24 protein-coding genes and 1 pseudogene are annotated in these 20,745 nt (G+C 66.5%); 18 read left to right on the top strand and 7 right to left on the bottom strand.

Features of this window, described 5'->3' with window-relative positions; translation table 11 throughout:
* The 12 genes and pseudogenes from MSZK_RS33070 to MSZK_RS17790 all read left to right on the top strand — a co-directional run.
* A pseudogene (locus MSZK_RS33070) lies at positions 1-119 on the top strand (ABC transporter permease); the annotation flags it as partial.
* Positions 120-141: 22 nt separating this feature from the next.
* Positions 142-1,218 carry an MlaD family protein gene (locus tag MSZK_RS17740; RefSeq protein WP_099250011.1) on the top strand — a complete coding sequence of 359 codons (1,077 nt, stop codon included), beginning with the start codon at positions 142-144 and terminating at the stop codon, positions 1,216-1,218.
* Positions 1,218-2,222: an MlaD family protein gene (locus tag MSZK_RS17745; RefSeq protein ID WP_371411355.1), complete on the top strand. Its 1,005-nt coding sequence runs from the start codon at positions 1,218-1,220 to the stop codon at positions 2,220-2,222. Before MSZK_RS17740 ends, MSZK_RS17745 begins: the two co-directional genes overlap by 1 nt.
* Positions 2,219-3,181: an MlaD family protein gene (locus tag MSZK_RS17750; protein WP_099250026.1), complete on the top strand. Its 963-nt coding sequence runs from the start codon at positions 2,219-2,221 to the stop codon at positions 3,179-3,181. The genes MSZK_RS17745 and MSZK_RS17750 overlap by 4 nt, the downstream gene beginning before the upstream one ends.
* Positions 3,181-4,302 carry an MlaD family protein gene (locus MSZK_RS17755; RefSeq protein WP_099250027.1) on the top strand — a complete coding sequence of 374 codons (1,122 nt, stop codon included), beginning with the start codon at positions 3,181-3,183 and terminating at the stop codon, positions 4,300-4,302. The genes MSZK_RS17750 and MSZK_RS17755 overlap by 1 nt, the downstream gene beginning before the upstream one ends.
* Positions 4,299-5,306, top strand: coding sequence for an MlaD family protein (locus MSZK_RS17760; protein ID WP_199203379.1), 1,008 nt, complete (start codon positions 4,299-4,301; stop codon positions 5,304-5,306). The genes MSZK_RS17755 and MSZK_RS17760 overlap by 4 nt, the downstream gene beginning before the upstream one ends.
* Positions 5,303-6,259 (top strand): MlaD family protein, encoded by a 957-nt coding sequence (locus MSZK_RS17765; RefSeq protein ID WP_099250013.1) that lies wholly within the window; start codon positions 5,303-5,305, stop codon positions 6,257-6,259. Before MSZK_RS17760 ends, MSZK_RS17765 begins: the two co-directional genes overlap by 4 nt.
* Positions 6,260-6,298: 39 nt before the next feature.
* The gene (locus MSZK_RS17770; protein WP_099250014.1) at positions 6,299-6,943 is read left to right on the top strand and encodes a hypothetical protein; all 645 of its coding nucleotides are present in this window, start codon (positions 6,299-6,301) and stop codon (positions 6,941-6,943) included.
* Positions 6,944-7,004: 61 nt separating this feature from the next.
* On the top strand, positions 7,005-7,583 hold the full coding sequence (locus MSZK_RS17775; protein WP_099250029.1) for a hypothetical protein: 579 nt from the start codon (positions 7,005-7,007) through the stop codon (positions 7,581-7,583).
* A gap of 11 nt (positions 7,584-7,594) precedes the next feature.
* Positions 7,595-8,059, top strand: coding sequence for a CAP domain-containing protein (locus MSZK_RS17780; protein ID WP_233211369.1), 465 nt, complete (start codon positions 7,595-7,597; stop codon positions 8,057-8,059).
* Positions 8,056-8,442: a hypothetical protein gene (locus MSZK_RS17785; RefSeq protein WP_099250015.1), complete on the top strand. Its 387-nt coding sequence runs from the start codon at positions 8,056-8,058 to the stop codon at positions 8,440-8,442. Before MSZK_RS17780 ends, MSZK_RS17785 begins: the two co-directional genes overlap by 4 nt.
* Before the next feature lie 10 nt (positions 8,443-8,452).
* Complete coding sequence (locus MSZK_RS17790) at positions 8,453-9,019, top strand: hypothetical protein (protein ID WP_233211370.1); 567 nt, start codon at positions 8,453-8,455, stop codon at positions 9,017-9,019.
* A 14-nt stretch (positions 9,020-9,033) separates the two neighbouring features.
* Here the strand turns inward: MSZK_RS17790 and MSZK_RS17795 are convergent, their stop codons facing one another.
* Together MSZK_RS17795 and MSZK_RS17800 are read right to left on the bottom strand one after the other, a co-directional pair.
* A complete protein-coding gene (locus MSZK_RS17795) occupies positions 9,034-9,525 on the bottom strand; it encodes a CAP domain-containing protein (RefSeq protein WP_099250016.1) in 492 nt (163 codons plus the stop codon).
* A 6-nt stretch (positions 9,526-9,531) separates the two neighbouring features.
* Positions 9,532-9,900, bottom strand: a complete 369-nt coding sequence (locus MSZK_RS17800) for a DUF732 domain-containing protein (protein ID WP_371411356.1) — start codon at positions 9,898-9,900, stop codon at positions 9,532-9,534.
* Positions 9,901-9,994: 94 nt separating this feature from the next.
* Here MSZK_RS17800 and MSZK_RS17805 point away from each other — a divergent pair, with 94 nt between their 5' ends.
* Both MSZK_RS17805 and MSZK_RS17810 read left to right on the top strand, forming a co-directional pair.
* Complete coding sequence (locus MSZK_RS17805) at positions 9,995-10,378, top strand: hypothetical protein (RefSeq protein WP_233211371.1); 384 nt, start codon at positions 9,995-9,997, stop codon at positions 10,376-10,378.
* Between the two features lie 7 nt (positions 10,379-10,385).
* Positions 10,386-10,778: a DUF4267 domain-containing protein gene (locus tag MSZK_RS17810; RefSeq protein WP_099250017.1), complete on the top strand. Its 393-nt coding sequence runs from the start codon at positions 10,386-10,388 to the stop codon at positions 10,776-10,778.
* A 9-nt stretch (positions 10,779-10,787) separates the two neighbouring features.
* Here the strand turns inward: MSZK_RS17810 and MSZK_RS17815 are convergent, their stop codons facing one another.
* On the bottom strand, positions 10,788-11,402 hold the full coding sequence (locus MSZK_RS17815; protein WP_099250018.1) for a TetR/AcrR family transcriptional regulator: 615 nt from the start codon (positions 11,400-11,402) through the stop codon (positions 10,788-10,790).
* Positions 11,403-11,492: 90 nt separating this feature from the next.
* On the opposite strand from MSZK_RS17815, the gene MSZK_RS17820 reads away from it, so the two are divergent.
* On the top strand, positions 11,493-13,019 hold the full coding sequence (locus MSZK_RS17820) for an NAD(P)/FAD-dependent oxidoreductase (RefSeq protein WP_099250019.1): 1,527 nt from the start codon (positions 11,493-11,495) through the stop codon (positions 13,017-13,019).
* A 13-nt stretch (positions 13,020-13,032) separates the two neighbouring features.
* Positions 13,033-13,881, top strand: coding sequence for an alpha/beta fold hydrolase (locus MSZK_RS17825; RefSeq protein WP_099250020.1), 849 nt, complete (start codon positions 13,033-13,035; stop codon positions 13,879-13,881).
* 7 nt (positions 13,882-13,888) lie between these two features.
* Here the strand turns inward: MSZK_RS17825 and MSZK_RS17830 are convergent, their stop codons facing one another.
* The 4 genes from MSZK_RS17830 to MSZK_RS17845 are packed head-to-tail and all read right to left on the bottom strand — an operon-like array spanning position 13,889 to position 19,158.
* The gene (locus MSZK_RS17830; RefSeq protein ID WP_099250021.1) at positions 13,889-15,691 is read right to left on the bottom strand and encodes a sulfatase-like hydrolase/transferase; all 1,803 of its coding nucleotides are present in this window, start codon (positions 15,689-15,691) and stop codon (positions 13,889-13,891) included.
* Between the two features lie 13 nt (positions 15,692-15,704).
* Complete coding sequence (locus tag MSZK_RS17835; RefSeq protein WP_099250022.1) at positions 15,705-16,724, bottom strand: VOC family protein; 1,020 nt, start codon at positions 16,722-16,724, stop codon at positions 15,705-15,707.
* Complete coding sequence (locus MSZK_RS17840) at positions 16,721-17,587, bottom strand: alpha/beta fold hydrolase (protein ID WP_099250023.1); 867 nt, start codon at positions 17,585-17,587, stop codon at positions 16,721-16,723. The genes MSZK_RS17835 and MSZK_RS17840 overlap by 4 nt, the downstream gene beginning before the upstream one ends.
* On the bottom strand, positions 17,584-19,158 hold the full coding sequence (locus tag MSZK_RS17845; protein ID WP_099250024.1) for a bifunctional 3-(3-hydroxy-phenyl)propionate/3-hydroxycinnamic acid hydroxylase: 1,575 nt from the start codon (positions 19,156-19,158) through the stop codon (positions 17,584-17,586). Before MSZK_RS17845 ends, MSZK_RS17840 begins: the two co-directional genes overlap by 4 nt.
* A 107-nt stretch (positions 19,159-19,265) precedes the next feature.
* Between MSZK_RS17845 and MSZK_RS17850 the strand changes: the two genes are divergently transcribed.
* Both MSZK_RS17850 and MSZK_RS17855 read left to right on the top strand, forming a co-directional pair.
* On the top strand, positions 19,266-19,901 hold the full coding sequence (locus MSZK_RS17850; RefSeq protein ID WP_099250034.1) for a TetR/AcrR family transcriptional regulator: 636 nt from the start codon (positions 19,266-19,268) through the stop codon (positions 19,899-19,901).
* Complete coding sequence (locus MSZK_RS17855) at positions 19,898-20,710, top strand: 2-keto-4-pentenoate hydratase (RefSeq protein ID WP_099250025.1); 813 nt, start codon at positions 19,898-19,900, stop codon at positions 20,708-20,710. The genes MSZK_RS17850 and MSZK_RS17855 overlap by 4 nt, the downstream gene beginning before the upstream one ends.
* The last annotated feature ends 35 nt before the right edge of the window (positions 20,711-20,745 follow it).

A 20,745-nucleotide genomic window follows, 5' to 3' on the forward strand; every position in this document is an offset into this window, starting at 1 on the left:
GGGTTGGCGAGGCCTCGGGACGGGCCATCCGCGCCAGTCTCGTCATGATCATGGTCCTCGACCTTGCGACCACCGTCCTGCTGTGGGGCCTTCGACCGCAGTTCGTCTTCAAGGGATAGGAGAGCAGCGTTGCTTTTCCGAATGACTGCCGAAGCCGAGAGACGCAGGTTGATCCTGATCGGCATCGCGCTGACTCTGTTCGTAGCGGTGATCGGCGCGGTAGGGGTGATCGGGCGCTTCGGCGAGCGCCCCGTCGACGACATCTCGGTGAAATTCGATCTTCCCTATGCCGGGCAAGGTGTTTCCATGGGAACGCCGGTGATGATGCACGGCGTGAAGGTGGGTAGCGTCACCGCCGTCTCGAGCCTGCCCAACGGCAAGGTCCGCCTCGGCGCCGATCTGGAGTCCGGTCCCATCGCGGGGCTCACGGACGCGCTGGGCGTGGACTTCCGGCCGGCCAACTACTTCGGCGTCACCAGTATCAATCTCCTCGAAGGGCCGGGCGGAAGGCCGCTGCGGGACGGCGCCCATATCGACACCGTGCCCCAGGGGAACTTCACCTTGCAGGCGCTGTTGTCCCGCCTCGGCGAGATCACCGGTGGCGTGGTCACGCCACAGCTGATCAGTGTGGTCGACCGGGCGACCCGGTATACCGACGGTCTGAACCCGCTGATCGAGACGATGGTCACGACCGCCAACGCCATCACCACCGTGCAGACCGTCAGCACCGAACAGCTCCTGCGGAACACCGCCGGTATCAGCGTCGCGCTACCGTCATTCGTCGACGACGCCACGGCGGCCGGCTACGACATCAATCAGGGGTCGGGCTTCGTGACGTTCAACGTCTCCAACGAAAGCGCCATGCCCGGAGCGGATGTCGCTGTTCGACCGGGACAGCCGCAGTCCGAGGAATACTGGCGCACCAGGTCGGTGGCCACGCTGGATCTGGTGGCCAACTCGTTCTTCGGCGCGATCGGAAAGCTGCTGTCCTCGCATCCGGGTGATCTGCTCCCAGCAGTCGGTCTGGTCAAGACGATCACCGATGCGGTGCCCGGTCTGGTCGCCCCGGCTGGGATCGCCGACACCATGGTGGAGCTTCGGACCCGGTTCGAGAAGCTCTACGGCGGAACTGCCGAACAACGAGCGCTGCAGGTGCACGTCGTGCTGGACAACCTTCCCGGCGTGCAGGCCCCGATCAACGCGATGGGTGGCCCGTGATGAACCCCGTGAGCGCGTTGTGGAGGTTCCTGCTGGCCGCTGCCCTCGCCGGCGTGGTGTTCGTGGTGATCGTCAATGTGCTACGCCAGCCGGTCGCCGTGGAAACCCGCTCCTACACTGCGAAATTCACCGATGTGTCGGGGCTACACGTCGACTCCGACGTGCGCGTTCGCGGTGTCCGCGTGGGCAAGGTCAAGGCGATCTCGCTCCAGCGTGAGGCCGGTCAGAGCATCGCGATGGTCGAGATGAGTCTGGACAACCACTACGTGGTGGTCCCGCAGACGCGCCTGGCGGTCAAATACCAGGCGCTGACCGGGCTGCGTTACATCGACGTCAGCAATCCGTCCAACGATCCCCGTGCCCAGGACGCGATTACCCACATCCCGCTGGCCATGACCAGACCGTCGTTCGACATCACCACGCTCTTCAACGGGCTGCAGCCGGCGCTGGCCACCCTGAGCCCCGACGAGATCGACACGTTCACGTCGAACGTGGCGTCGTTCCTGTCCGGTGACGGCAGCGGACTGGCGCCGATGCTCGAGAGCATCCGCACGCTCACCGAGTTCGTGTCCGACCGTCAGCGGGTGGTCGCCACCTTGATGACCAACCTGGCCGCGCTCGCCGACGTGTTCGGCGGGCATTCAAGGGATTTGGTCCAAGTCCTGGAATGGGTGAACCGTCCGATCGACGCCGCGATCTCGGTTCTCGACGAATTTCGCAAGTCGGAGCTCTATGGCCCCGGATTCACTGCCGCGGCGGTACGGCTGTTGCAGAACGCAGGATTCCGCCCCGGCCACGCCGATATCGACCAGGGCTTCGACCGCGCGATCACCGTGTTCGACGACTACAGCGACGCGTTCAAACGCATTCCCGTTCTGTGGGACAACGTCGAGCCACCACCGCCGCCGGGAACGCCCGTGCCGTGCTCGAAAGGGCCCGCGCAACTGCCGCAGTCGCTGGACGTGTTGTTGAACGGTCAGCGGGTGATCCTGTGCAGCCGATGACCCTGCTCCGGAGCTCCCTGTTCTGGGGCGTGACCACACTGGCCCTGCTTCTGGCGCTCGCGGTGACCGCGGCGCTGGTGTACATCAGCCCACCCGGCGAGAAGACGGTGGTCTTCTACACCGACGACGCGGCTTCGGTCCGGCCCGGCGATTCGGTGCGTATCGCCGGCATCGCCGTCGGCAAGATCAAGGATCTGTCCCTGGAGCCGGCGCAGGTCAAGGTGCGGGCCACGGTGGACAAGGACACCTTCGTCGGCGACCAGTCCCAGATCCAAGTCCGCATGCTCACCATCGTCGGCGGCTACTACGTCGACCTGATCTCGCTCGGCGACAAACCGTTGGCGGACAGGGCGATACCACGCGAGCGGGTGCGGATGCCGTACAACCTGATGCGCGCACTGACCGACGCCACCAAGGTCACCGACCACGTCGATCCGCAACCCATCCACGATTCGCTCGACCAGATCCAGCAGGGGCTGACCGGCACGAACGTCGACACCCTCGCCGCGGTGATCGACGCGGGAAACTCGCTTACGAGCACCATGGAAAAGCAGCGGGGTCAGATCACGTCGATCCTGAACATCTCCGACGAGTACATCCAGACGCTGAGCAACTACCGGGGCAAGCTGCAAGAACTGGTCGCCAAGATCTCGGTGCTCGAACAGACCCTGGTGCTCTACGGCAAAGGTTTCGGAGCCGCACTGAGCGGCATGGGCGACATCTCGGATGCGGTTCTGGTTCCCTTCGGCCGCTTCTGGGTCAACCACCGTGAGGAGTTCATCGAGAAGGTGCGCGAGTGGCAGGACAGCTTCCGCCGATGGGCCGACAACAACAGCAGGATAATTCCCCGGCTGCGACGGGTCCGGGAGAAGATCGAACGAGTGCTGGACGCGCAGAATGCCCGGCCGGAACTGCTCGCCACCGACCTGTGCATCCCGATGCCGGGGAGTCCGTGCTGATGTGGACGACGAACGCGCGCAGGCTCACACGGATCGCGGTGACCACAGCAGTCGCGACCACGACGATCGCGGTGGGCTCCTCCTGCTCACCGGCATCCCGGGTGTCGTCGGAGTCGTACTGCGCGATCATGCCCGACACCATCGGGCTCTACGTGGGTAACCCCGTCACCCAGATGGGATATCCGATCGGGACGGTCACCTCGCTCGTGGCCGGAAACAGTTCTGTGCGGGTGGACTTCTCGGTGACCGAGCGTCGCGCATTGCCCGCCGACGTCAAGGCGGTCATCCGATCACCGTCGATACTCGCCGACCGCTCGCTGGAATTGGTGGGGAACTACACCGGCGGTCCCCAACTGACCCGCGACGGCTGCATCCCGCTGAACCGGTCGATGTCGCCGAAGACGATCTCGGAGGTGATCGGCTCGGCGGACACCTTTCTGGCCTCCATCAATCCGGACGGATCAACCAACATCGCCGACACCGTTCGCGGTCTGGACCAACTCACCCACAACAACGGCGAGCCCGCCGGGCGGCTCCTGAGCTCGACGTCCGCGCTGCTCGACAGCCCCGACCAGTCGATCAGTGACATCGGGTCGATCGTGGCGAACCTCAGTGACCTGACCGCCGCGGTCAAGGAGATGTCGGGTCCGATGAAGCAGGTTCTGCTCGACGCCCGCGATACCACCCCCGACCTCGCCAAGGCGGTGGACGGCGCATCTCGGTTGGCCGGTGGACCCTACGAACTGGGGGCGCTCAACCCCCTGATCGAAATGGTCGCCGTCCTGGAGACCCGGCTGGGCGACACCACCCAGCTGACACTGGACACGGTCGGCGCGAGCCTGCGCAAACTCAGTCCGCACGCCAATGCCTTTGCCGGGCTGTTCGATCCGGTGCCCTGGTGGATCAACAATCTGGCAAACCATTACAACGCCCACCAATTCAGCTTCTTCAACATCGCCTACCGGCCGCCGATGTTTCGCGTCCAGACCCACGACGGCCTGGCGCTGTGCGGGATGATGAATTCGGCGATGCCGGGCAGCTGCGCGGATGTCAACGGCCAACCGTATGCGGTGGACGTGGCACTGCTGCAGTACGTCCTGATGCAAGCGAGCCATCAATGATCCGCCGGCTCTTCGCGATCGCCGTGAGCGCGATCAGTGTCACGCTGGTCGCCTCCTGCGCGTCGATCAGCGTGAACTCGCTGCCCCAGATCGGTGGTGGCGGTGACGACGGGTACCCGGTCACGATCGAGTTCGCCAGCGTCCTGAACCTGCCCGACCGTGCGAAGGTGGTGCAGGACGGCAAGACCGTGGGTGTCGTGACGAGTATCGACCTCAAGGCCGACCACGTGGACGTCGTCTCCCGTATCGACAGTGACGTGGTCATACCCGCGGACGCCCGGGCCACGCTGCAGCAGTCCACGGTCCTCGGCGACACCTACGTGGCCTTGGCCGACGCGTCCGACCAAGCGGCGCCGCTATCGGGTTCTGTCGCGGTGGCACCGGGTGGACGGATCCCGATGGCGAACACGACCTCGCCGCCCCAGCTCGAGGACACGATCGCGAACCTCGCGAACTTCGTCGGCAGTGGTTCCATCCAGCGCATTCAGAACTCCATCATCGGAGTCAACAGGGTGACACCGGCGCGACGCGACGAGCTACGGCGGATGGTCAGCCGGGTGACTGTCGACCTCGCCGACTTGTCCAACAACATCGACGTCGTCGACAAACTCCTCAACGGGGCGTCCGGAACCGCCGAGGTGATGAATCGCAACCTGTCGACCTACGCATACTGGTTCTCACCCGCGGGCATGACGGGATTCGACCGCGCCACCCAGGCCGCCGGCTATATCGGCACCGTCCTGCCCTCGATCGGCAGTATCTACAGTGGCGGGTACTGGCTTGTGCCGATGCTGAATTCGCTGGCTGATGCGGTGGGCGCCGTGCAGCAGACAAAGTGGGATGTCGAAGCCGAGACGCCGCGGTGGCGTGATCTCTTCCTCAACGACTTCCTACCCGTGGACAAGTACCCCGCGATCAACATCACCTCGATCACGGGACCCGACGGGCGTGAACTCGTCGGCAATGTCGAGGACGTGTTGCGAATTCTCGGAGCGACACCATGAGACTGATGCGAAATATGATGTCGTTCAGTGCGTTAGGCGCGATCGTCGTCGCGTGCGTCGCCTACATAGGATCGTTCGACCTGCACCTGCGACCGCCCGACGATCGCACGAACCTGTCGATGTCGGTTCCAGACGTGAAGGGCGTGGTGGCCGGCTCGAACGTGCTGCTGCGCGGCGTGCCGGTCGGCAAGGTCACCAAGGTCGCGACCTCGGTCCGCGATGCGACCATCGAGTTCTATGTCGAGGCCGGGCATCGGATTCCGGTCGACACCAATGTGCGGTTGGACAATCTCTCGGCGCTCGGCGAAGCCTATATCGGCCTGATCCCGCAGGTGGATCACGGTCCGATGCTGTCCGACGGCCAGCACATCGCGACGGAGGCGATCACAGTGCCGCCCTCGATCGCGCAGCTGGCGACCAGTGTCGTGCGGGTGCTGAACCAACTCGATCCCGGGCAACTCGCACGCACCCTCGATGAAGCAGACGCCGCGCTTCCCGACCCCGAGCAGGTGCTGCCGAACCTGTCCCGAGCCAGCTTGCTGCTTCGGAATATGACCGAGAGCATGAACGGCCGTGGACAGGACGTCCTCGACAACCTCCAGACACTCCTGCGCAACGCCGGATGGGTGGGCCCGACGATCGCCGAACTGGGACCCTCGGTGCGGGATGCGGGCCGGGGCGTATCAGGGACATTCGTCGGAATGATGCGCACGGTGACCTCCAACAACCCCACCAACATCCGGCTGTTCCAGGACTTCCTGGCCCGCATCCAGAATTTTCTGGACACCCGCGGTCCCGACGTCAAGGTCCTGGCGCAGGCCCTGACACCCCAATTCACCGGCATCGGTGGGGCCCTGATGAACGTCGATACCGGTCAGATGCTGTCGAACGCGGTGTCGGGCATACCCGAGGAGGGAGCGATCACGCTGCATGTCACCGTTCCCGACCGCTAGATCGACCCGTTCCCACCAGCTTCCCAGAAGGAGACCGACATGATCGACACCAAGACCCGTGACAGCTCCGAAACCACGGCGCTAGGAGATGATTCCGCGCCCGAGAGCGCACCCGCGGCAACCCCGGTGAGCGAGGAGCGCGGGAAGCGAAAGGCGAAAGCCGCTCGGCGAATCTCGATCTCGCTGCGCGGCTTGATGCTCACCGCGCTGGTGACGGCCCTGGTGATCGCGGTCGGAGTGCTCGGGTGGCTGTACGCCGGCGCGCGGGAAACGCTGGCTGACCAGGATCGGGCCGCCGCCGCCCGATCCCATGCCGAGGACGTTGCCACCGACTACGCGGTCAACGCCGCCCAGATGGACTACCAGGACTTCAACGGCTGGAAGGTCAAGCTGGTCAACGGAACATCCCCGGAACTCAAGGACAAGCTCACCAAGGCCGCCGACTCCATGCAACAGATTCTCGGTCCGCTGCAGTGGAAGTCGACGGCGCGTCCACTGGCGGCCAAGGTACGTTCCGATGCCGGGGGCATCTACACCGTCGACGCCTTCGTGAGCGTGCTGACCAAGACCATGCAGGCACCCGACGGCCTGCAGTCCACCGCAACCTACAGCGTCACGCTGGACAGCAAGAACAACTGGCAGATCACCGATGTCGGCGGTATCGACGCCGTGGTGGGAAAGTAGCGGTCGGCGCGGGTCGCGCAGGAGGCGCAGGGCAATGAGTGCTGCTGCTCGCAGACGGCTGCTGGCGTCAGGTGCAGCTGTGGTCTGTTGTGCCACAGCGCTGGTCGCCGGACCGGCCCGGGCCGATCCGGGGGAGGATTACCGGCAGCCCATGCCGCTTCCGGTGGTGGTCCCGACGGCGACCGATTGGCAACCGCAGTTTCCGTTTCCGTTCGACCAGCTTCGGCGGTACGTGACGGACGCAGATGTCACCGCCGAACGCGAGATGTGTCAATGGTTCAATGCCCAGTACTACCAGCTGAAAGGCCAGATCGAACGGCTCAACAACACCGTCGTGCGCAACAACGGCGACTTCGGCGCCGATGGTGTTGGGGACCAGGTCGACATCGTGACCGCCAACATCGACCGGGCGCTGGATTACCTGGCCCCGCGCGCGCAGGCTCTGACCCAGAGTTACGACCATGCCGGAGACATGTATTTCCCCATCTATCAAGGGGACAGCTTCTACGGCCTGTGGCAACAGCTGGCCAATGTCGGCAACGGCTTGAAAGCGCGCCAGCCGACCTGGTTCACCGGGCCCTCGTTCGCGCGGGCACAGCACTGGGGCAGCAAGATCAACCGATCACATGTCTGTCGATAGGAGGTGATGGCATGCACGGGATGCGACGAGCCGCTGCGGCGCTGGGAGCAATGGCGGTGGCAGGCACCGGGCCGGCGAATGCGGTTGCGGGCGCCGAGCCCGGCTCCGGCCTCGAGCAGGCGGTGAGCGCGGCGCGGGCGGGCTCGCCGTGCGGACCCCTGCGCTACGACGCCCGGGTCGAGCGCGCCGCCGACATCGTCAACCGGTCCACCATGAGCTATGTCAACCACACCGCGGACACCGTCCCCGCTGACGACCCCCACCCGACGGGGATCGTCGCGGACGTCGGTGTGGTCGGCGCCAAGGTGATCTCGCTGCAAGGAGCCGGCCACGAGTTCGGTGACGCGGTCCACAGCGTCTTGTTGGAGGGGCGCACCGCGATTCCGGACTGCGCCTACACCGATTTCGGTGCCAGCGTGATCGACGACGCCGAATCCGGATACATTTTCACCGTCGTGATCCTGGTCGGACCATGAGCGTGCGCGCGGTCGCCGCCGGCACCACCCTGCTGGTGCTGGGCATCCCGCAGTGGGTGAACTCCGCACCGGCGTGGGCCGACGACGTCGTCACCTATGAGGTCGTCTCCGACGACGTGGCGGCGGCGAACATCGAGTACCAGGACGCCGGCGGCAGGCAGTCGCTGCCGAGTGCGCCACTGCCGTGGCGCTTCGACGCACGGGTACGGGTCGTGCGGGGCGCGCCGCCCGACGGAAGTCAGGTACGCGCGGACTGGCGCCCGGTGTCGGCACCCGGACGGTGGGTCAGCGTGCGAATCCTCTACCACGGCACCGTCCTATGCCAGAACACTCTCGACGTGGGCAATGCCGCCTGCTACGGCATCACGCCTCGCATCACGTAAGGGGGCGACCATGTTTCGCAGGAAGCCGATGTTCATGATCGGCGCCGTCGCCGCTGCCATCGCGGCAGCACTCGGCACTGCCGGACCGGCCGGGGCCGCCCCGGCAGCCGATCAGGGTGCTGATCCCTATCCCGACATCCGGTACTACGACAAGCTCGACGCCGGCGGGTTCGTCCTCCCGGGTGGAGTGTGGTTCACCGCGCCGACGGGTCAGAATTGCGGCATCTGGGGCCTGGGCAGCTTCGGGTGCGAAGGCGACATCGCCGGTGCGCCACCGGGCACCTCCCACATCGGGTGGATCGACGGGGACCGGGCCGTCCACTACGACTGGTCGATGGCGGCCAGATTTCCCGCGACCCAGGCCCAGCAGCCGCTGCCGCCGCACTCGTCGATCACCCACGAAGGGACGACCTGCGCCGCCACCCCCGACGGCGACACCTACTGCGAACGCGGACCGCTGCGTTTTCTGCTAGAGCCGACGAAGACCTGGCTGTCGCCGCCGTGGATGGATCTGAGCTGGATCGAGCTGGGACCTGCGTCGTGCAACCCGCCCGGCGGAGGGCCCTGCTACAAGTAGTCGCTGGGTCGCGATCAGGCCGGCTGGCCGTAGACGGCTACCAATACCGAGCGGTCCAGGCTGTTCACCGACCAGACGCCGATCGCGGTGTTGGCGCAGTCCGACATGATCGCGAAGTCAGCAGGGTCGTAATACCACTGGTTGATCACGTCCAGGTTGTTGATTGCCAGCGCGGGGTTGATCGCCACCGTCTGGGCCACCTTGCCGGTGAAACCGGCTGCGGCGGCCCGGCTCTGGGGCGTGGAGCCGTCCGAGCCGAGGTCGCCGTCGAGGGTCCGGTTGTTGAGGACGTCGTTGGCGTGCCATTCCGCGGCCTGCGTCAGCGCCGGGTTCTTCTTGATGTTGGTGGTGCAGCCGGCTTGGTGCTGGACGGTGTAGACGTTGGCGACCACCCCGTTGTTGAGGCGGGTGTTGTCGGCGTGCGCGGACGGCGCACCCACGGCAGCCAGCACGGTGGCGGCACCGAATGCGGTTGCGGCGTGAACAGCTCTGTGTACCAACGTCATTCCTTACTATGCGGACGGGACGTAACCGGCGGCGGACTGGCGCAACTGCCAGATCGCCGCCGGGCACAGTTCCTGGGCCGACTGGCTGATCAGGTACGACGCCTGGAACTCGTCGGTGGTGTCGAAGTCGGCCTTGATGGTGTTGACCAGCTGGGCGTAGCTGGTCCCGGCGTTGATCTGGTCGCAGATCCCGTTGCCGTAGGCCAGTGCGGCGTCGGCGTTGGGGAAGTTGTAGCCGGGCCGCACGGTGACGTTGACCAGGTATCCGATGGTGTCGGCATGCGCGGGTTGCGGGCCGACGAGCGTGCCCACGGTGCCCAGCGCGGTGACGGTGCCGGCGATCAGCAGGCGGGTGACGGTGGTACGCATGGCCATAGTGTGTCCCATAGGTGATCGGCGCAGGTCGGGGGAGTAGTGGGGATCCGCGCAATATACATCGACGCCGTCGGCCGTGATCTAGTATTCGGCCATGATGCGGCCCACCCATGTGGCAATGGCGTTTGCGGTGGCTCTCGGTGGCTTGACGACGGGCGCCGTTGCGCATGCCGGCCCGTTACCGCCCTGCACCTACACCCTCACCCCGCCCCAGGTCGGCCCGGGCGGGGTGACCGCCACAGCGGAACTGGCGGGCTGCGGCCCGGCCGGCGGGCCGTATTCAGCGGTCGCCTGCCTGCTGGGTGCCGACGGTGTCACGCATTGCGCCCAGGCGCACGGCGCGGATCCCGCGGTGATCTCGGTCCCGTATCAGCCGGGCACGACCTACATCGCGACCGGCCGGGGTTGCCCGATCTGGCTCGGGCAGAATCCCGCTCCTGATTGCCAGATCCTCGGCCCCTTCACCGCGACTCTCTAGGACTCCGATGTCGATCGACAAAGCCGCGCTCGTCGCGGGCAGCATCCGGCTGGCTTCCGGCGTCCACTTCCTGGTCGACCCGATGGGCGCGAACAAGCTGTGGGGCGAGCCCAATGACCCTGGCCCGTCGGCGCGCCTGCTGCTGCGGTCGATGGGCTACCGCGACGCCCTGATCGGCGGACTGCTGCTGTCGGCGGGCCTGCGCGGCCGCGACACCCGCGGCTGGTTCCTGGCCTCCGGCGGGGCCGACGCCGCCGATCTCCTGGGCGGGACGAGCGTGCACAGTGAGCTCACCCGCGGCCAGCAGATCATCGGGCTCGGCGGAGCGGTGGTCGGAATCGGTGTCGGGTTGTGGGGAGCCACCCGGCGCCGTAAGCCGGCGACCGAGGTCACTGCCTGAATCGGGCGGTCAGGCCTGTGCCAGCGCCTCGCCGAACGCGATCAGCGCGGTACGGCCGATGGCGAGGATCGCCTCGTCGAAGTCACTGTTGTCGCGGTAGGAGAGCTCCAGGATGCGGTCGGCCATCTCGACGGCCACCAGCATGTTGCGCGAGTCGGTGTCGGCGGGAATCAGACCGGCCGCAACCAGGATCCGGTGCAGCCGGTCGGCCAGGGTCTGCATCCGGGCGTGCACGTGCTTGGTGACGGTGGGGGAGGTCCGCCCGCCCATCCACAGACCGGCCGCGCTGGGGTGTCTGCGGTAGTAGTCGACGTGCAGGTCGATCTCGTTGTTGAGCAGGTCGGCGATCGACGTGATGGTCCAGGTCTGCTCGGCGGCCACGCAGCGCGCGTCGATCTCGGCGCAGTGCCGTTCCATCAGTTCGTCGAGGATGGCGTCGCGGTCGGCGAAGAACCGGTACAGCGAGGGGTAGGACACCCCGGCCCGGTCGGCGATCGCGCGGGTGGTGGCGGCGTCGACGCCCTGCTCGTCGGCGATGGCCGCGGCGGCATCGAGGATGCGGGCCACGGTCTGCCGGCTGCGGGCCTGGACGGGCGCCCGCCGCGGTACCGACACCGTGGTCATTGCCTACCTCCCGAACACCCTTGACAGCGGACCGCAAAACTATAACACTATTCGCGTTACAGTTTCTACGCTCGAACCGGAGAGTGCCCGATGACCGTGAACTCGCTCAACCAGCGCCGTCCGACCCAGCCGTTGCGCGGTCATGTCGACGTGCTGATCGTCGGCGCCGGAATCTCCGGTCTCGGACTCGGCCACTACCTGGTGACCAAGCTGCCCGGCAAGAGCTTCGCGATCGTCGACAGCCGCGACGCGATCGGCGGTACCTGGGACCTGTTCCGCTATCCCGGCATTCGGTCCGACTCCGATCTGCACACGTTCGGCTACGAGTTCAAACCCTGGACCTCCGACAACGCGATCGCCGACGCCCACGAGATCCTGGACTACCTGCACGAGGTCGTCGACGAGGACGACCTGGCCCGCCGGATCTACTTCCATCACAAAGTGCTCCGCGCCGATTTCGACTCCGAGGCCGCGCAGTGGACGGTGACGCTCGAACGGGACGGCGAAGAGTTCGAAGTGACCTGCGACTGGTTGTTCGGTGCGACCGGCTACTACGACTACGCCGGCGGCTACCGGCCGCACTTCGAGGGCGAAGAAGATTTCCAGGGTTCGATCGTGCACCCCCAGGACTGGCCGGAAGACCTCGACTACACGGGCAAGAAGGTCGTCGTGATCGGCAGCGGCGCGACGGCGGTCACGCTGATCCCCGCGATGGCCGACGATGTCGACCACATCACCATGCTCCAGCGCTCGCCGTCCTATGTGATGCCGTTGCCGCGCAAGGATCCGATCGCCAACTCGTTGCGAAAGCTGTTGCCGCCCAAGGCCGCCTATGCCGCCACCCGCCGGTTCAACATCGGCAAAGGTCGCTTCATCTACAACCTGTGCCAGCGCAACCCCAAACTGGCCCGGCGAATCATCCACGCGATCAACGTCAAGGCGCTGCCCGAGGGCTACGACGTCGACACCCACTTCAATCCCGTCTATGACCCGTGGGATCAGCGGCTGTGTGCGGTGCCCGATGCGGACCTGTTCCGGTCGATCGCCAGCGGCAAAGCCTCGGTGGTCACCGACCGAATCGTGCGGTTCACCGCCAACGGCATCCTGCTGGAGTCGGGTCGCACGCTCGAGGCTGACATCATCGTCACCGCCACCGGCCTGAAGCTGCTGCCGTTCGGCGGGATCCAGGTGTCCGTCGACGGCGAGGTCAAGGATCCGCACCAGTCGCTGGTCTACAAGAGCTTCATGCTCTCCGACATCCCCAACCTGGCCTTCTCGTTCGGCTACACCAACTCGTCGTGGACCCTCAAGGTGGGCCTGGTGTGTGAGCACCTGTGCCGGCTGCTCGGCTACATGGACCGGCACGGTTACACCACCGTCGTTCCGGTGGTGGACAACCCGCTGATCGAGAAGCGCCCGATGCTCGACTTCCCGGCCGGCTACATCCTGCGCTCGGTGGACTTGTTCCCCCAGCAGGGCACCAGCGGTCCGTGGACGGTCGAGATGGACTACAAGGCCGACCACGAGCGGCTGCGCAAGGGCTCGGTGGAGGATCCCGCCCTGCGGTTCAGCAGCGCGGTGCCGGCGAAGCGCGCGGCGGGGCTGGCCACGGCGTGAGCGACGGCGTCGCATGAGCCGGCCTACGTTCATCGAGGTGGACGGCCGCCGCACCCGAGTGCGCACCGACGGCGACCCGGCTCGTCCGCCGGTGCTGCTGGTGCACGGGATCGGCCGCAGCATGGATGACTGGGCGCCGCAGTACGAACGGCTGGCGCAGTCCCACCGCGTGATCACCCTTGACGTGCCCGGCTTCGGTTTCTCCGAACGGCCAAGGGAGCCCATCACATTGGCGTCGCTGGCGAACGGCGTCACCGGCACGCTCGACGCGATCGGCGAGACCCGGCCGGTACACGTCGTCGGCAACTCGCTGGGCGGGGCGATCGCCCAGCAGCTGCTCGCCGAGCACCCCGACCGGGTCGCCAGCTTGGCCCTGATCAACAGCGCGGGCTTCGGCAGCGAGGTCACCCTGCTTCTGCGGATGCTCACCATGCCGGTGCTCGGTGCCATGAGCACCCGCAAGCCCACGCGCATGACTGCGGTGCTCTTCGAGCGCTCCATCCACGCCGACAAGACTGTCGCCACCAAGGAGCGCATCGACCATGCGTTCGCCGTCGCATCGGTGCCCGGCGCCGGCGCGGTGATGCGCGAGACGGCGCTGGCACTGGGGACCCCGCGTGGGGTGAAGCCCCAGTGGCGCCGCGAGCTCGCCGCCGCCGTCAACCGCACCCCGCGGCCCACGCTGATCATGTGGGGTACCGAGGATCGAATCCTGCCCGCCCACCACATCACCGAGGCGATGCGGGTGTACCCGCACGCCGAAACGCACCTGCTGAACGGGGTCGGTCACATGCCGCAGATCGAATGCCCGAAGCGGTTCGCCGACCTGCTGCTGGGCTTCCTCGCTCGCGCCACCGGCTGATCGGCGCTTAGAGGTCCATCCGGTCGATCTGCCAGTCGATATCGCCGAACTTCGGCATCTCGCGACCGTCGTCCACCCCGATCTCGGCCTTGATCACCGCCTCGAGCTTGGCGCTGGATGACAACACCAGATCCGCGTTGTCGCCCTTGGCGGCGGCCAGATTGGTCATCTCGCCGGGATCGGTCTGCAGGTCGTACAACTCGACATCGTTGAACCGGTATAGGTCGTCGAGGCCGGTCGGCACGTTGCGCTGGGCCGGTGCGAAGTATCGGCTGAACTTGTACCTGCCGTCGAACATCGTGCGCAGACTCCCGCGCTTGGTCAGATCCGGCCGGAACCCGCTGGCCTGCATCAGTTGTCGGGGGTCCTGGCCCGCGGCCTTGGCTTCGGCGAACAGCTTCACCGCGTTGCTGTCGTTGGTCGCCAGACCGCTGTAGGTGAACAGCACACTGTCCCGAACAGCATTCAGGTCCGCCTTGCCTGGATCGGCCAGGGCCGCGCTGAAGTCCTTGCCAGGCAGTGCCCGGCCGGCCAGCTCATCGGCGGCGGCCGGGTTCACGCCGGCCATCGCCAGCAGACTCGGTACCAGATCGATGTGACTGGTGAGCGCGTTGAGGTCTTGCCCACCTTTGACGTCGGGATGCATCACGTGCATGGGCAGGTGAACCGCTTCCTGGTAGGCGAACGGGCCCTTGCCGCGCAGACCGTGCGCCCCGGCCATCTCGCCGTGATCGGAGGTGAAGACCACGATCGTGTTGCCGGTCAGGGCGAGATCGTCGAGATCGCCCAGCAGCAAGGACATCTGCTGATCCACGGAGCGGATGCTGTTGAGGTAGAAGTCGCTGAAGCGCTGCCAGCGGTCCGGCTCGGGCGGAATCGTGCCCAGGGTGTAGCCCCAGGCCTTGAGGAATTCACCGTGCGCACCGGGGCGTCCCGCCTGCTGCATCGGCTGCTCGAGGCTCGCGGGAATGTCGGTGTCCCAGTGCTGCTGATACAGGGCATGCTCGGGCGCGCGGGCGGCGTGCATCAGCAGTGTGCCGGTGTCCTGCACGGGCTGTCCGGGTGTGTCGGTGTTGAAGTACATGATGTCGTGCGGATTGATCAGGCTCACGAACAGGGCCCACGGCTTGCCGTCATCAGCCAGGGGCCGGCCGGTATTGCGCAGCCACGACCGGGCTCCGGCGGCGATCACCGAGTCTGTGGTGTACCCACCGAGGTCGTGGGCCAGCGAGTCGACCGGTAATCCGAAGTCGGAGAAGCCGTATGCGTCCATCCGGTCGGTGAGCACCTGCTGGACGGGTTCACGGTCGAAAGCCGCATCCAGGTGCCACTTTCCCTGATAGGCGGTGTAGTAGCCGGCCTTGCGCAACAGGTGGCCGATGGTCGGCACCTCGGTGCTCATGGCCTTCACATAGGGCAGGTCGGCGTTCTCGAACATCCCGTTGTCGGGGGTCTGCAGCCCGGTCAGCATCACCGCACGCGAGCTGGTGCACATCACCGCCGAGCTGTAGTGGTTGTGGAAGGTCACGCCCCCCTCGGCCAGTCGTTCCCGGGCCGGCAGCGACATGCCTTGCGGCCAGGAACGGAAGTAGCGCTCCTGATCGGTGAAGATGAACACGATGTTGGGATGTGAACCCCGTTGTGGAGCAGGCGGTTTGGTGATTTGTGGTGCGGGGGCGGCGGGCGTGGTCGTGGTGGCCGATCCGCAGGCCGCCAGCAGCGGGACGGCTGCCGCGCTACCGGCGGCCAGTGCCAGGAACCGGCGCCGGGACGGGCCGTCCGTGGTCGATGTGGTCTGATCGGTGCTCATCTGGTCTCCGCGGTCAGTCATCGGCGATCCCGGCTCCGGCCAACGCCGGTACCGCCGGCTCGGTGTGCAGTACCGATTGCGCGCCCGCCTTGAACCGCTCCATCAACCCGACGATGGTGCTGCCCTCCGGCGTGTGACCCCAGATGCTGATGCCCTGGTGAGTGGTGGGTTCCCACGTCGATTCGTCCACGACGATCGGATTCCAGCCCACCTCCCACTCGAACCCCGACGGGGTCACGGCGTAGAACGACAACTCCTTGTCATTGGTGTGCTGCCCGACCGACAACGCCATGTCGAAGCCGAGTTGGGTGACCCGCTGATAGGCCAGAGTCATATCGGTCAGTTCGGCGACCTGGACGTTGCAGTGCTGGATCCTGGTGCGAATCGGGTTGAGCGGCAGGCGGGTGGTCGCGGCGATCGCGACGCTGTGGTGACGCTCGTTGACCCGCAGGAAGCGGATCTTGAACTTCAGCCCGCTGATCGTCTCGTCGATGTAGTCGCTCAACCGCGCGTCGAACACCGTGCTGTAGTAGCCCCGCATCTGGTGCGGTTTCTTGGTGGCGATCGCGACGTGGCCCATTCCGGCTGGACCCGTGACGAATCCACCGGCGGCCGACAGGCGCAACGGCTCTGCGCCGAGCCGCGGGTTCACGTAGATTTCCTGAGCCAGTCCGTTGGGACCGGGGAACCGGACGAATCGTTCGACACCGCGCAGTGCGGCTTCCTCGGCGGTGCCCTCGGTCACCGGCACGCCGTGGCTGCGCACCCGCGCCTCGATGGTCTCGAACGTGTTGTGGTCGTCGAGTTCCCAGCCCAGCGCGGTGGTGTCCTCGGCGGGACCGTGCTGCAGCAGGAATCGGCAGGTGTTCTGGTCGAGGCGAAAACGCAGCGCGCCGGGCGCACTGTCGTCGACGTGCATGCCGATGGCGTCGCGGCCGAACCGGCGCCAATCGGCGAACTTCTCGGTTTCGATCACCAGGTAGCCCAGGTGTACCTTGCCGAAAACATCTCTGCCGAAGACATCGGTACTCACGAGATCGCCAATTCTGAATCGGGGGAGAGGAATTCGCTCACCAGCTGGTTGAACAGATCGGCACGCTCCCACTGCATCCAGTGCCCGGTGTGCGAGGTCATCACCAGTTCGGCGTTGGGCATCAGGTTGAGCAGCATCGGTCCGCCGGCGGGGCGGTTGACCTTGTCGTCGCGGCCCCAGAGGATCAGCGTCGGTGTACCGAGACGACGCAGCCGCTTGTCACGGGTCAGGTCCATCCGCCACAGGGTGCGCAGCCCCGACGGCCGGCGCAGCGGCGGATTGGCCACCACCTCGGGATCGATCGAGGCTTGGTAGCGGATGTCGATCAGGTCGTCGGGCACGGCTGTGCCGTCGTAGACCAGATAGGTCCGGATGAACGCCGCCAGCTTCTCCCGGCTCGGTCCGTCACCGGCGTAATAGGACAGCAGGCTCTTCAATCCGTCGGTGGGCAGGCCTCGGGTGGTGCCGATCCCGCCCGGTCCCATCAGGACGAGCTTGCCGACGCGGTGGGGTGTGTCCAGGGCGAGCCGCAACGCGGCAGCGCCGCCGTAGGAATTGCCGACCAGATGCGCTTCGGGAACGCCCAATTCGTCGAGCAGGTTCCGAATCGTATTGGCCAGATAGCCGAACGGGTCGCGCTGGTCGACGAACTTGCCCGACCGGCCGTACCCCGGCAGATCGGGCACCAGCACCCGGTAGCGGCGCGACAGCGCGTCAATGTTGCGGGAATAGTTCGACAAACCCGATGCCCCGGGTCCACCGCCGTGCAGCAGGACGACCGCGGGCCCGTCGCCACTGGTGTCGGCGACGAAGAGGTCGGTGCCGCTGACGCGGACTGAGTACTCCAATTGCACTGTGGTCATGCGCGGTCCTTTACTCGAGTGGCCGGCACGGTGAACCCGGTCGGCGGGGGAGGCAGTGGTTGGCCGGTTTCGGCTGCCGCGTAGACGAATCCGTCGGGCCGAACCACCACGACTGTTGCGTTCTTGCGCTCCAGCCAGCTGATCAGCACGCCGTCGCGATCGACGAGGCGGTCGGCTCCCGCGGCGCTGCCCGGCGGTGCGATGCGCACGACCGACAGCCCGGCCGCGCGCCACGACTGCCAGAGGCCTTCGGGACCGGTGTGCAGGACCGTCCATCTGCCGCCGACGACATCGTCGAGCCGGACGTGGTCACCCTTGGCATCGACGACCCACGGCTGGGGAATCAGCCAGCCCACCGCCCGGTTTCCGTTCGGAGCGAGCAGACCGTCCCGGTAGCGGGCGTCGGGCAGCCAGCGGTTGTTGCGCAACCATGCCGTGAAGCCGGGCACCAAGCTGGCACCGCGCAGCAACCGGTTGCGCACGGCAGCGCGAATACGGTTGCGTTCGACGATGATTCGTCCCACCTTGACCGCCCGGTTGGTGACCTCCCGGACGTGTGGCAGACGCTCGGCCTGATAGGTGTCGAGCACCGAATCCGGAAGTGAGCCCGACAGCACGGCGTGCAGTTTCCAGGACAGGTTCGCCACGTCGCGGATCCCGGCACACATGCCCTGACCGATCCACGGCGGCATCGCATGGGCTGCGTCCCCGGCGAGGAAGACCCGGCCGACCCGCCACCGGTCGGCGAACCGCACGTGGTGGCTGTAGCAGGCGAAACCGATGATCTCGACGTTGGCCCGGTTGATCCCCTGGGCGGTCAGCACGGTCCAGATGGCGTCTTCGGTGAGGAGGTCCGCCTCGTTCTCGTCGTCGTGCACCGGGAACTCCCACCGGTGGTGGCCCAGCGGGGTGGGGCAGTCGACCGTCGGCCGCGCGGGGTTGCAGTGGAACCGCAACCGATCGTGGCCGGGCCACTCCTGCAGGACCTTGGTGTCGATCACGATCCAGCGCTCCGAATACGTCCGCCCGCTGAACCCGATACCCAGTTGCCCGCGGATCGCGCTCGAGCCGCCGTCGGCGGCGATCACGTAGCCGGCCCGGATGCGCTTGAACTCGTCGCGGGTGAGGTCGGCCAGCATCAATTCGACGGAGCCGGGATGTTGGATGACACGCAGACATTCGTGCTCGAGCAGTAGCGAGACGTTGGGAAAGCGGTCGACCCCCTCGCGCAGGACCCGGTCGACGGCGGGTTGGTAGATGAACTGTTGCGGCGGGTGACCGTTGCCGCGGTCGGCGGGGAGCAGTTTGACGATGGACGCCCCGGACTCGTCGACGAAGTTGGCTCCCGCGCCCGGCTGCATGTCGGCGTTGAGCCGGTCGGCCAGTCCGACCTGCTGCCAGATGCGCACCACCTCCTCGTCGGTGGAGATGGCCCGGGCCCGGAAGTAGATGTCCGGGTCGCGCTCGATCACCACCACGTTGAGGCCGAGCTGGCCCAACAGGTTGGCGGCGGTCGCGCCCACCGGGCCGTAACCGACGATCGCGACGTCGTAGCTGGATGCGTCACTCATGGCTGGCTCGCCTTCGTCTGCCGTGTCTGCGTCGACCCGGGACTTGTTCCGTAGTGATCGCTACGGTAATGTAGTGATCACTACGGAGTCAAGAGGCAGAGGTGATCATGGCCACCACGGACAAGCCCCAGCGTCGCTCCCGGCGAGCCGACGGCGAACTCTCGCGCGGCAGGATTCTCGACGCCGCGACCGAGATCGCGGCCGAGCGCGGGTACGAGGGGACCAGCATCGGCGCGGTGAGCGCGAAATGCGGTCTGCCGGCCAGCTCGATCTACTGGCATTTCAAGGACAAGGACGACCTCATCGCCGCCGTCATCGAGCGCAGTTTCGACAGCTGGCTGCGGGTGTGGCAGCTGCCCGAGGATGTCGCGGCGCGCGACCGGCTGTTGGAGGTCGCGGTGGGCACGGCCAAGGCCCTGCTGAACTCCCCGGATTTCCTGCGGCTCGGCCTCATGCTCGCGCTCGAGCGCCGGCCGGAAGAGCCCCGGGCCCGCGCGATGTTCGTTCAGGTGCGCAACCAGGCCTACGAGGCGCTCACGACCAGCATCCGGGAGATGGGTCTGGGCCTGACCGAACCACAGATCGGTCAACTCGCCACCTATGCGATCGCCGGCGCCGACGGTTTGTTCATCGCCAAGGAGATCGGCGGCGACAACGTGGATCTGGTCGCCTTGTTCACGCTCCACGGTCAGGCGCTCTACGACACCGCGCTGCGGATGGTCGACGAGAACGACGCACGATGACACTGAGCCGAACAGAGGTCGAGGACGCCGCCGACATCCTCGCGGCCGCCGACCGGTACGCAGCCCCGGTGGCGCAATTGACACAGCGCTATCCCGGCATGGACGTGGCCGACGCGTATGCCATCCAGAAGGTGAACCTGGCCCGCAGACTGGCCGGCGGACGGGTGCTGGTCGGCCACAAGATCGGCCTGACCTCGCCACCGATGCAGACCCTGCTCGGCGTCGACGAGCCGGACTTCGGCTACATCCTCGACGACATGGTGGTCGCCGACGGTGCGACCGTCGCGCGCGGACGATTCTGCGCGCCGCGTGTCGAGCCCGAGGTGGCATTCCTGCTGCGGGCCCCGCTGCGCGGCCCGAACGTGACCGCCGAGGAGGTGCGCCGCGCGACCGAGGCGGTGGCCGTCGCGCTGGAGATCGTCGACAGCCGAATCCTCGACTGGAAGCTCACCTTGCGCGACACGGTGGCCGACAACGCCAGCTCGGGTGCGGTGGTGATCGGAGAGTGGATTCCCTACTCCGACAGCGTCGACCTGGTCGGTGCTCGAGCCTCACTGCGCCGCAACGGAACCGAAGTCGACACTGGTTTGGGGTCGGCCGTCCTCGGCGACCCGGCAGCCGCGGTGGCCTGGCTTGCCAACGCGCTCGCCCCCTACGGAACCGCGATCGCGGCAGGGCAATTCGTGATGTCCGGCTCATTCACCACTGCCGCGTTCGTGCACTCGGGCGACGTCGCATCCGCGGACATCAGCGGACTAGGTGTAACTCCCAGACAGGTTGTGAACGGCGTGGTGAGCGGAAGTAGGTGAGGACCTCCGGTATCGGTGTGGTTACCAAACACGCA

It is taken from the genome of Mycobacterium sp. shizuoka-1 (assembly GCF_002723835.1).
Classification (GTDB): Bacteria; Actinomycetota; Actinomycetes; order Mycobacteriales; family Mycobacteriaceae; genus Mycobacterium.